Origin of the sequence: Microcoleus sp. Pol7_B2, assembly GCF_036701035.1 — a bacterium.
Taxonomy (GTDB): Bacteria; Cyanobacteriota; Cyanobacteriia; order Cyanobacteriales; family Microcoleaceae; genus Microcoleus.
Map to the genome: position 1 here is coordinate 55,473 of NZ_JAUBQB010000021.1, position 11,480 is coordinate 66,952.

Here is an 11,480-nt window from a genome sequence, read left to right on the forward strand (position 1 = left end):
AGGCTATTTATCTTCCTGCGATAGTATACGTACTATTAATTAACTCACATCCTCGGATTGCAACCCCTGCTCCAATAACAGGGAATTGATATCAACAAAGATGTAAGTAAATCAGGACTTACGCACTATCAGGCTCAAAACAAACGGTTCCGATTACTTCCCTTGGCTCGTAATGACAGAAATACGTTGTTTTTGCATAATTTCTATAAATGTATTATAAACAGTATTATAATCAAGAGCCTTTGAGGGTTAAGTTTTGTTACTCATTACTTGCCAACCACCTACTTGTTATACCAAACCCGGCTTATTTACCCCATTTATGATGGTTCCCAGAAACTTCGCCCGCTTAAGCTATATCGCAAGCTATGTTAATGGCTGAGGGGAGATCCAACCCGAATTTGGTATTACTCAACTGTTTGACTCAAATTTTTATCACCCAACCACGGCGGTACATTCCATACAAAATTAACCACCAAAATAATACCGCAGTCACGGCAAACGCTAGAGAACCATTCAGCGACCCCGCCCACGGCACAAACCAGTTTTTATAAATCCAAGTGTAAGTGGTTGGAGCATTTGCACCAGTACCGATATGAGTTTTTAAGATAATTCTGGCAACTATACCGGAAGCAACAAACAGGAAAATTGCATTCAATCCCATGATTTCAAACGGCCTCCCCCATTTCCAATCCCGCACTTCAATTGTTTCGTAGCAAGCTGCTAGCAATAGCAAGGCCCAGCCAGCAGTAAAAACTACATAAGAACTTGTCCAAAGTTGTTTGTTGATCGGAAATAACAATCCCCACAAGTGGCCGATTACCACGCAACTGAGGCCGCAGATGGCTAAGTTGATACTGGTGCGGGTTTTGATTGGCTGCACACGCAGCCATTCTCCGGTAAAGTAGCCGATCAGGACTGTTACAACTGCGGGTAAGGTGCTCAACAGTCCTTCTGGATCGAAGGGGCCGCCTTTGTAAAGATGCTGGCTGCCAAGAATTAGCCGATCGACATATCCTGCTAAATTTCCTTCTGGCGTGAGTTCGCCGGCAGTGTACCCCCCTAAAGGCACTACGGTTAATGCAGCCCAATAGCCCAAAAGCACGGCAACCGCGAGCAGTTTTTGATGGCGGGGGGAAAGGTTGAGAATGGCGATCGCACTGATGAAATAAGCTAAGCCGATGCGCTGCAATACTCCCATGATGCGGATTTTACCGAAGTTTTCAAGCGGGGCGCTGTTGAGAAGTACGTCAAGGGCGATCGAAGATGTATTTAGCAGCAATCCTAATATAAATAGAATCGCGGCGCGGCGGGCAATTCGCCAGTAAATATTTGAAGAGAGAAGAAGGAATAAGGAAGAAGGAAGAGGATTTTTGGCGGATTCTGATTTTTCCTTTGTTTGTGTAATTTTTGAGGTTTCTCTACCAGTTTTTGCATAATTTTGAATATATTTAGACAGCGAGAAAGACATCGCGCAGCCAACGATGAACAAGAAAAACGGAAATATTAAGTCTGTCGGGGTGCAGCCGTGCCATTCTGCGTGTTTTAGCGGTGGATACACCTGTTCCCAACTGCCGGGGTTGTTGACTAGAATCATCGAGGCGATCGCAATTCCGCGAAAAACATCAAGGGATTTGAAGCGCATAAATTAAGTTATTTGTTCACTGTTCACTGTTCACTGTTCACTATCTTAGCGGATGCCCATTTCCTAATTCTTTTCCGCCCAATGCCCAATGCCCAATGCCCAATGCCCAATGCCCAATGCCCAATGCCCAATGCCCAATGCCCCATTACCAATTAGCTAAATTTCAATTCCTTCCAGAGTCATAATGACTGCATTCTTCATCAACATCTCGCAGCGTTCTGCATAAAAAGCTGCTGCCTTATCATACTTGTTGATTTGCAAAACGCGCAGAAACATTTGCCTTGCTTGCGCGAATTGCTGCTGGTAGTGAAAAAAAATCCCCTGTTCAAAATAAGTTTGAGTTTGTGCTTTTAGTTCGATCATTGCCGCCGAGTCGCCATCGTAAATTTCAAATACAGCAACAGGTGTTTGTTTGCCTTTGACTTGAACGCGATCGAGAAATCGGCACTTGTAATGTTGAGGATCGTCTATCCGGCAAAGGGTTTGGACGCTAGCTACAATAGCAACTCCATAAAGCTTTGTCAATCCTTCCACGCGGGAAGCTAAATTAACGGCATCAGAAATCACCGTACTTTCCATTCGTTCCGCTTCGCCAATCGTACCTAACATTAAAGTCCCCGTATGCAAACCAATCCCTATCGAAATAGGTTGATAGCCACTGTTTTGCCTGTGTCTGTTATAAATTTTAACTTGCTGCTGCATCTCAATTGCTGCTTGCACAGCATCTTCAGCCCTGTTAGGAAACAAAGCCATAATCCCGTCACCAATATATTTATCTATAAAACCGTTGTACTCGCGGATAACTGGGCCAACTCGGCTTAAGTAAGAGTTAAGAAATTCAAAGTTTTCTCGGGGAGACATACTTTCTGACAGACTTGTAAATGAGCGAATGTCGGCAAACATAATCGTCATTTCTGCTTGTACAGAGTCTCCTAGTCTGGCATCAACGATGCTTTCTCTTTTGAGAAACTTCAAAAATTCACGGGGTACAAAACGGGCTGATGCGGCTGCAATTTTTTCTAATTCGCTTTTGCTGGATTCGATTTGATTGAGCGATCTAAATGCTCTCAGTGCGGTGACTACTGTGGTAAATAGTTTTTTGTTAGTAAGTTCTGTTTTGGTTTTGTAATCATTAATATCGTAGCTGACAATTACTACATCTTCTGGTACTTGCCCGGGCTGTCCAGTGCGTAAAATAATCCGGACTACTTGATTATTTAAAATATCGCGGATGTATTTAACTACTTCCAAGCCTGCTTCGTCTGTTTCCATAACTACATCGAGTAAAATTAAGGCTATGTCGTAGTTATTTTGGATTATTTCTTTAGCTTCTTTTCCTGAGTAAGCGCTGATAAAAGTTATACTTTTCCCTTCAAATTTAAAATCGTTTAACGCTAGTTTAGTAATATTGTGAATTTCTATTTCATCATCTACAATTAATATTTTCCAACTTTCTTCTGGCGGTTTTTCTTCCGCCTCGTCTTCCTCGGCAAATATTAATTCATCGTCGCCCGCCGCGATTAATTCGTCATCGCCTGGAGCCAACAGGTTTTTACTAGCTTCTGACATATATCTTTCTCCTATATAAAACTTATATCCATGTTGGCGGTCTCATAACTAATTGCTCATTTTAGCGGGAAATTCAATCATAAATTTTGTGCCTTTATTTACTTGACTTGTGCAGTTAATTGTGCCTTTTAGTTTTTGAGTAACAAGGTTATAAATAATGTGCAGTCCCAATCCCGTGCCTCCCTGACCTCTTTTGGTGGTAAAAAACGGTTCAAAAATTTTACTTAGATTTTCTGGGTCAATTCCTTTGCCGTTATCGGCATATTCAAATATTAGCCGATCGCCCTCTAGTTTGAAATCAAAAGCCAGAATTCCTTCCTCTTCTCCATCGTAGGCGTGAATTAGGGAATTCAACACCAGATTTGTCACAATTTGACACACTACGCCGGGGTAACTGTCCACTACAATATTTTCATCACACTTAATCTGTATTTTGTGCTTAGTTCTTTTTAGTTTGGCTGTTAAGGATGTCAAAATTTCCTCTAGATAGTTTTTAACATTAAACGTGCGTTTTAACTCGCTCGACTGATCTACAGCTACTTCTTTAAAACTGTGAATCAAGTCGGCTGCCCGCGTGAGGTTAGATAAGATCATATTACTGCTTTGCACGGCGGTATCCAGAAACTTTTCTAACTCGGAACGTTTTATTTGGCCGTTACTGTAAACCTCAAAAAACTTTGTGGCTTTTTCAGCAAGCAGGGAGGCGGCGGTGATGCCGATGCCGATGGGAGTATTGATTTCGTGGGCAACACCTGCAACCAACCCGCCGAGGGCAGCCATTTTTTCCGACTCTACCAGTTTATTTTGAGCCGATTTTAAGTCTTCTAAAGTTTGGGAGAGCTCGGAGGTACGCTGCTGTACTAAATTTTCGAGATTGTGATTGAATTGGTGCAAGTTCTCGTAAAGTTGGGCATTTTCGATGGAGATAGAAATTTGAGAAGACAGCAGTTTTAATATTTCTAACCTGTCTGGTGTAAAAGCGCCTGTAGTCAGGTTGTTTTCTAAATATAGAATGCCAGTGAGTTGGCCTTGATTAATTAACGGAGTGCAAAGAATTGATTTAGGTTGAACGGCCATTATATAGGGTGTGCGAGTAAATTGTCCTTCGCGGGCGGCATCGTTTAAAACTATACTTTCCTGGGTGCGAGCGACGTAATTCACAACTGCAACTGCCAGCAAAGTTACTTCTCGATCGTCGGCTACAAAATCTATCGGAATTGATTGCATGACAGCAACGCGATCGACATCTACAGATCCTGATGCTTCAATCACCCATTGACCCTCTTTTTCTAGTATTAAAAAGCCTCTTTGCGCCCCCGCATTTTCAATAACAATTTTCATCATTTTTGCCAGCAGTTTGTCTAGAACTATTTCGCCGGCTAAGGTTTGCGATGCTTTAACTGCTGTGGTCAAGTCTAGCACGCCTGCACTGTCGTTCGTAGTGGAAGCACTGCTGGTAGATTTGTGAGTTTCAATATTAGTTGAAATCGAGCTTGAAGTTAGCAAGTGCGAGTATTTCGATTCTAAATGCGCTGCTTTGGCTGTTGCTCCCCAGCGCTGATAGCAATAACGCGCTTCTGTCAAGTAAGTTTTAGAATTTTTTTCTCGTCCTATGGATAGATAAAATGCTCCTGCCAATTCTGCTGCTAGTGCTTGGACTTGTATGTATCCGTTTTCTTGGGCTCCTTCAATTGCGCGATCGTAATATTCCATTGCTCTCACAACATTGCCCAAAACGCGCGCTTTTTCTGCCGTAAGTAAGTCGCATTTGTGCTGAAGATTCATAGGCGCCGAAAGCGCTTTTTGTTGGAGTTTTTTCCGGTTACTGACAGCGTAAAAAATATGCTCTTCTTGTTCTTCATTTGTGGCAGATGGATAGGCTGCTAGGCGCGCTAGAGAATCGTAAAACTGGTATTCAGAAACATTAATAAAGCCTGCAACTCCGTCTAAATATACTTCGGCTTGCGCTGCATTTTCTAGCGCTGTAGCGGTATCTCCAAATAAATACGCTAGTATTAATTTTTGCACATAAAAGTGCTGTAATCCCACCCGATCGTTAGCTTTCAACAGCAGCGACAACAATTTTTCTTCGCTGTATGCTTCACCTAATACAAGGTGTGAATTTTCCAATTGTCCCATCAATTTCAAAATAGTTTGCCGATATATTTGATTCCAAGTCAATACAGTTTCTTGCTTGAGTTGAAACAGCAAATGGTTGTAACTTACCATTCTCCGTTCCAGTTGTGGCAATTCTTGACCGATGAAATACAAAGACTGACAAATATTTACCGCTGCATATCCAACACATTCTAAATCCCCATTTTGTAGCGCGCTTTGATAGGCGTCCTCTAATAGCGGCAAAGAGTCTTTAACGTGATGCTTGCCGTTCATCAAAATGAATGCTACTAAATTAAGCGTTTTGCTTTTGAATTCTAACGCATTTAATCTATCGCTCAAATTTAAAGCTAATTGACCAAAGCGATCGCCAGACTCAATATCTCTAACTATTCCTTTTAAAATTGCTCCGTAATTAGCATAACCGAAGGCAGAAAAAGTAGAGTTTCCGTAATTAATAGATAAATTCACTTGCTCGCACACAATTAGCGGCAGCAGCACAGGTTCAACTATAAATGTAGCTGAAAACATACTGGAAAGCACGCGCATCGTTGCTAACTTGTGCGGATTTGTCATAATCGGCAAGTTAATTAAATCTTCTATTGTCTTTCCGGTTAAATAAGCTGCGGTTTTAGCCAGTGCTTGCTGAATGTGGAGGGGAATCGGCGATTCGGGAAAGTTTATCCCTAACATTGTTAGTGCTTCGCGACCAATTTTTACCGATTCTTGGAGTTTGGTTTGCATCGCACAAGCTATGATTCTGATTTCAAACACTTTGATTTTGTCTAGTTCATTTTTTGCGTGTTGCAGGACAACTCTCGCCCATTTTTCCATTGGCTCAAAGTGGGTATTGAGGTAAGCAGCTTCTGCTGCTGACTCGTAGAGTGCAAGTGTGAAGTCGTAGTCAGTTTGCCAACTTTCCGGGGGCAGCAGTTCAATACCTGCGGTTAAATATTTCAGGGCAAGTTCGTAAGCTGCACTTGCTTTTGCTTTGCGGCCTGCAATTAAATTTAATTGGCATAATTGAAATTGTTCTAACTGGCTGCTGATGATTTGTTTGGCATAATTTAGTTGGTTTACGGTATCAAAAATATGCTCTTCTAATTGCTCTGGCGGTGCGTTTTGCAGCAGAACTTTGCCTATTTTGAGATGAATCTCTTGTTTATGAGAATAGGATATTAAAGCATAAGCTGCTTGCTGCACTCGCTCGTGCAAAAATTTGTAAGTTGCGCTAGGAATATCAGCCACTGGTAGCGACAATTCATCCGTAAACTCTCTAGATATTGTGTCTGTTACTTCTGTATTTACTGCTAGTGCGATCGGAATTTTGTAGGCGTTATTCACGAGCAAGATTAGGCCGGAATGAATTGCCTCACCGAGGTCTGTTGCTGCCGACGCCAGAGGTTTTTCGGCGATTGTCGAGAGAGTTATTAAATCAAATTTGTTTCCGATACAAGCGGCTAATTTAAGCAGTTCCTGGGTATTCTCTGAAAGTTTCTGAATGTTATCTATCATTAATTCGACAACATTGTCAGTTATTGCCATTTCTTGTATTTGTTCGATATCCCACTGCCACTCGCCTGTGAGATCGCCTTTTTTCACAATTTGATCAGAGATTGGTTGCGCTAAGCCCGACAGGTTAGACTCAGCTAGCTCGACCCAATTATTAGAGGGTGAAAGTTTAAATTTAATTAAGTTTTTTGAGTAAAGAAATTTTATAAGTTGAGTTAAAAAGAATGGATTTCCAGCGGTTTTTCGCAAAAGCAATTCTGCTAAACTTAGGGATTTTTCTGGGGCGCAGTTCAAAGTATCGGCAACGAATTGGTTGACGCTGCTTATATCTAAAGGCGGAAGGGCGATCGCCCTTACAGTGCCGCCTGCTTTTTTAATTGCTGAGGCGGTCAGCATTAGAGGATGATTTGGATCTACTTCTTGCTCTCTATAAGCTCCAATTATTAATAAATATTGAGTTTCCAGGTCAGTTGCTAGCAGTTCTATTAACTTGAGAGAGGCTGAATCGACCCACTGCAAGTCGTCCAGAAAAATTACTAGGGGGTGTTCTTTTTTAGCAAAAACGCGGATGAAGTTTTGAAATACTAAATTAAAGCGATTTTGAGATTCATTGGCTCCTAAATCTGGGACGGGGGGCTGCGGCCCCACAATCAGTTCTAATTCGGGAATAGCTTCAATAATTACTTGGCAGTTACCGCCGAGTGCTTTTAAAATTTTTTCTTTCCAAACATGGATTTCTGCGGCATTTTCGGTGAAAATTTGTCGCAACAAATCTTGAAAAGCTTGGAGCAAAAAAGCGTAGGGAATATCGCGCTTAAATTGCTCAAATTTGCTGTCAATAAAATACCCGTTTTCCAGCCGAATCGGCTTGTAGACTTCATATAATAACGACGATTTGCCCACACCTGCACCACCAGAAATGAGCACAATTTCTGTATTGCCTCGCCTCATCCGCTGGAAGATACTGAGAAGCATATTAACTTCTGCTTCTCGCCCGTAAAATTTTTGCGAAATTTGCAGGTGACTCGACTGATCTTGCTCGCCGAGGGTTATGTGAGAAATTTCGCCTGTTGTTTGCAGTTGATCGAGACAATTTTCCAAGTCGTACAAAAGTCCGAAAGCACTTTGATACCTGTCTTCGGCTGTTTTTGCTAAGAGTTTTATGACGATATCGGAAACGACTTGAGGAATCTCCTTGGTTCCTACTTGATTGATTCTGCCTTCGAGGCTTCTGCTTTCTACTTTTTGCTTTCTGTTTTCACAAGGAGAAACTGGCGTTTTGGCAATATGGCAGTGTACTAATTCCATGGGATCGATCGCATGAAAAGGCAATTCGCCACACAGCATTTCATAAAAGGTGACGCCTAAAGAATAAAAATCGGTGCGGTAGTCGATCGCCCGATTCATGCGTCCCGTTTGTTCAGGAGACATATAAGCGAGAGTGCCTTCGAGTAAATGGGGATCGCTGGGGGCGGGGTTTTCGCCCGGTAGCAGGGAGGCGATCGCAAAATCAGCAATTTTGACATCTCCTGTCTCGATATTGACAATAATATTGCTGGGTTTAATATCTTTGTGGATAATGTGGTGTTCGTGAAGTTGACCAATAGTTTCTGCTAGTTTGATGGCAATATGCAGAAATTGTTGTAACTCTAGCTGGTTGTTGCTGAGAAAGTCTTTTAGGGAAATCCCACCAAAATCTTCTAAAACTAAAACAGGAAAGTGATTGTATGTTTCTATTTTGTAAAGCTTGACTATTCCGGGCAAACTCAAATTTTTAAGAATTTCGGATTCGTGCAGGAGTTGGGATATTTGCGCTGGGGTAGGGTATGTCGGGGTGAGAGTTTTGAGGATAACGGGTTTTTGTTCCTCAAGCTGCATCCCTCGATAAATAACTGTGTGAGGGTTTGTATAAAGTTCTTTGTCAATGCGGTATCCAGGGATATAAATCATGATATTTGGGGGGAATTTGAAATATCTGGTTATACAATTTTAAATGTTAGATTGGGCATGATTTATGCCATAAGGTTTTGAATTCGACATACAGTTACATTCTTTTTTCCCACAAGTATTATTAAGTAAGTGGAAATACACATCGCCGATCGAATGTGGTTTTTACGGCAGTAAACTGGCTACTATTATATAGCTGAGCTAAATCCATCCCTAAAGGGCCCCCCTAGATACTTTTTTTGTCGCTTATTTACTTATCTATATTTTAGTCTTCAAAAAATCAGAAGTCGCACTTTGCTATCCCGCCAGTGCCAAAATAAATGGGTGCTTGCAAATCAACAGCTAAAATCTAAAAAAATCATGCAGAATATAACTGCCTCAAATCCAGCTAATGCGACCGATCGCGCTTTTGGCACCGCAGACATTCAATTGCTGGTAGTGGATATAGACGGCACGATCGCAGGTTTGTCAAATACCATCCGAGAACCAGTCAAGCAGGCAATTTTGGCTGCCGAGTCGCGGGGAGTGAAAGTGGCCGTCGCTACGGGCAGGATGTACCGCTCAGCTTTGCGTTTTCACCGCGACATCGGCTCAACATTGCCACTGATTTGCTACCAGGGCGCATGGATTCAAGATCACGCTACTCAAAAACGGCTGCGGCACTTGCCGCTGTCGAAACAAACTGCTCTGCAACTGTTAGACCATTTTGAAGAACCGCATTTGCGACCGCTTCTTTCGATCCATTTCTACATTGAGGATCAACTTTACGTGCCGGAAATTACCGCAGCTACCCGAATTTATGCCGAACGATCGGGCATTGAACCAATAGTGATTAAAGATTTGCGGCGAGATCTTCCGGGGGAACCGACGAAAGTTTTGGCATTGTGCGAGAATCCGGGGGTACTCGACGGCTTGCTCAGCAGTATGCGGCAGCGCTACACGCCTGCGGAGCTTTATTTGACTCGATCGGTTGCTACTTTTTTTGAAGCTACGCATCCTTTGGCGAATAAGGGAGATGCGGTGCAGTATTTAGCGGAGGAACTTTTGGGTTTGCAGGCGGCGAACGTGATGGCGATCGGTGACAATTTTAATGATGTGGAAATGATTGCCTACGCTGGCGTGGGCGTGGCGATGGGCAATGCTCCTGAGGGCGTGAAGGCTACTGCTGATTGGGTGGCGCCGGATGTGGAGGAAGATGGGGTGGCGGCTGCGATCGAACAATTTGTTTTGGGCGATCGTTGATATTTATAGCACCAATACCGCAGGGGCGGGTTTAGCGACATTTGGAAAAAATGTATATCAACTCGCCCCGACCCAGCGACACTTTATTATTATATAACTGTCTAGTTTTGAGTTCTATGCAATCAAGTTTTGAGTATAAAAAAAATCCACAATTTCTGATTTTTTGAGATTAAGTCAAGTCAATTACTTTGTTTGCAATATCCGAATATTTATTTAACGAACCGCGAAGAAGCTAAGAACGCACAGGAAGAAATGAAGAAGGCGGGGCGGGCTTACGGATCTTCTGGATGTGAATTTATAGATAATTTCAAATTCTTAAAAATGGGTTCCAACAGAAAGAGCACCGACGACTGGCCGTGTTTCGTCTCGGTGCTCTTACTGGTTCGCTCCTCACACGTCCATCAATATAGCTGACTCAGTAAATTGTGTCAATACTTTTTACAAAAATTGTTTTTTGAGTCGGCTGCGACCGGGGTGCCGGTGCGGTGGCTCGGGGCTGAACCTTATGTAATGCAGCGGTTTTGGTCGATCGCCGTAGGGTCGCCTCGATCGGAAAAATTTTAGTTCACTTCCAGCAGCCAGTCCAAAATCAGAGCGTTGACTTCACTCGGCCGCTCGTCGTGGGGACAGTGACCTGTGTTGGGAATGGAAACAAATTTCACTGGTTTATCGTTGGCGGCCAATTGTTGATAAATCTGGCTGCCGGCGATTGGCGTCCAGGGGTCGTCTGCGCCCCAAAGTACCAATAACGGACGATCGACTTTGGGCAGCAGTTCAGAGGGTTGAGGGCCTGGAGGGGCTGTGAGAATCGAGGCAAACACTTGTTGAGCTCCGGGCTCGCAGGAGGGGGCGTGGAGGAGTTCTACGAGTTCGTCGGTGATGGCTTCGCGGTTCCCGTAGACTTGGCGCAGGGTGTTGCGGATGCGGTGTTTTTGGCGGATGTTGTTGAATACAAAGGGGCCGATTAGGGGCGATCGAACTAATTTAGTAAAAGTCCCCATCACTACTCGCAGCGGGAAATTTAGTTCGTCCGGTCGGTGGTTGAGCCCGCCGGCACAATTGATTAAGACTGCACCTGCTGATATTTCTGGATGGTTGGCGACTACCATCAAACTCAGCAAAGCGCCGATCGAATTCCCGACAAATACCGCCGGTTCCTGTACCAGATCCGCCCAGAAATCTCTCAGCAATTCTTCCCACAATTCCAGAGTGTAATCTAGGGCTGGTTTGGCAGAAGCACCGAATCCCAGCAAGTCCAGAGCAAATACGCGATAGCCGCCGGCCGCTAGTGGGGGGATATTTTGCCGCCAATGTCCGATCGAAGCGCCAAATCCGTGAATCAAGATCAGAGGGCGGCCGGTTCCTTGGACGGTATATTGGATTTTGTGACCTTTCCAAGTCCAAATTAGCTTTTCAAAAGTCGTTGCAGATACTAATTGTTGTGCAGTCACGG

At 43.3% G+C, this 11,480-nt stretch carries 5 protein-coding genes; 1 reads left to right on the top strand and 4 read right to left on the bottom strand.

Annotated features, from left to right (window positions below):
- Nucleotides 1–421: 421 nt before the first annotated feature.
- The 3 genes from QUA57_RS11045 to QUA57_RS11055 form a co-directional block, all read right to left on the bottom strand.
- Entirely contained in the window at nucleotides 422–1,642 is a 1,221-nt protein-coding gene (locus QUA57_RS11045; protein ID WP_333060878.1) for a heparan-alpha-glucosaminide N-acetyltransferase domain-containing protein, read from the bottom strand.
- Between the two features lie 156 nt (nucleotides 1,643–1,798).
- Complete coding sequence (locus QUA57_RS11050) at nucleotides 1,799–3,211, bottom strand: adenylate/guanylate cyclase domain-containing protein (RefSeq protein ID WP_333060879.1); 1,413 nt, start codon at nucleotides 3,209–3,211, stop codon at nucleotides 1,799–1,801.
- Between the two features lie 48 nt (nucleotides 3,212–3,259).
- Entirely contained in the window at nucleotides 3,260–8,788 is a 5,529-nt protein-coding gene (locus QUA57_RS11055) for an ATP-binding sensor histidine kinase (RefSeq protein ID WP_333060881.1), read from the bottom strand.
- Between the two features lie 357 nt (nucleotides 8,789–9,145).
- On the opposite strand from QUA57_RS11055, the gene QUA57_RS11060 reads away from it, so the two are divergent.
- Nucleotides 9,146–10,027 carry a Cof-type HAD-IIB family hydrolase gene (locus tag QUA57_RS11060; RefSeq protein ID WP_333060882.1) on the top strand — a complete coding sequence of 294 codons (882 nt, stop codon included), beginning with the start codon at nucleotides 9,146–9,148 and terminating at the stop codon, nucleotides 10,025–10,027.
- A 560-nt stretch (nucleotides 10,028–10,587) separates the two neighbouring features.
- Here QUA57_RS11060 and QUA57_RS11065 read toward each other — a convergent pair.
- Entirely contained in the window at nucleotides 10,588–11,478 is an 891-nt protein-coding gene (locus tag QUA57_RS11065; protein WP_333060884.1) for an alpha/beta fold hydrolase, read from the bottom strand.
- Nucleotides 11,479–11,480 lie beyond the last annotated feature (2 nt).

Bases quoted from the DNA above. Each gene is read 5' to 3' on its own strand.
- QUA57_RS11045 (WP_333060878.1), bottom strand. From the start codon at position 1,642: ATGCGCTTCAAATCCCTTGATGTTTTTCGCGGAATTGCGATCGCCTCG.
- QUA57_RS11050 (WP_333060879.1), bottom strand. From the start codon at position 3,211: ATGTCAGAAGCTAGTAAAAACCTGTTGGCTCCAGGCGATGACGAATTA.
- QUA57_RS11055 (WP_333060881.1), bottom strand. From the start codon at position 8,788: ATGATTTATATCCCTGGATACCGCATTGACAAAGAACTTTATACAAAC.
- QUA57_RS11060 (WP_333060882.1), top strand. From the start codon at position 9,146: ATGCAGAATATAACTGCCTCAAATCCAGCTAATGCGACCGATCGCGCT.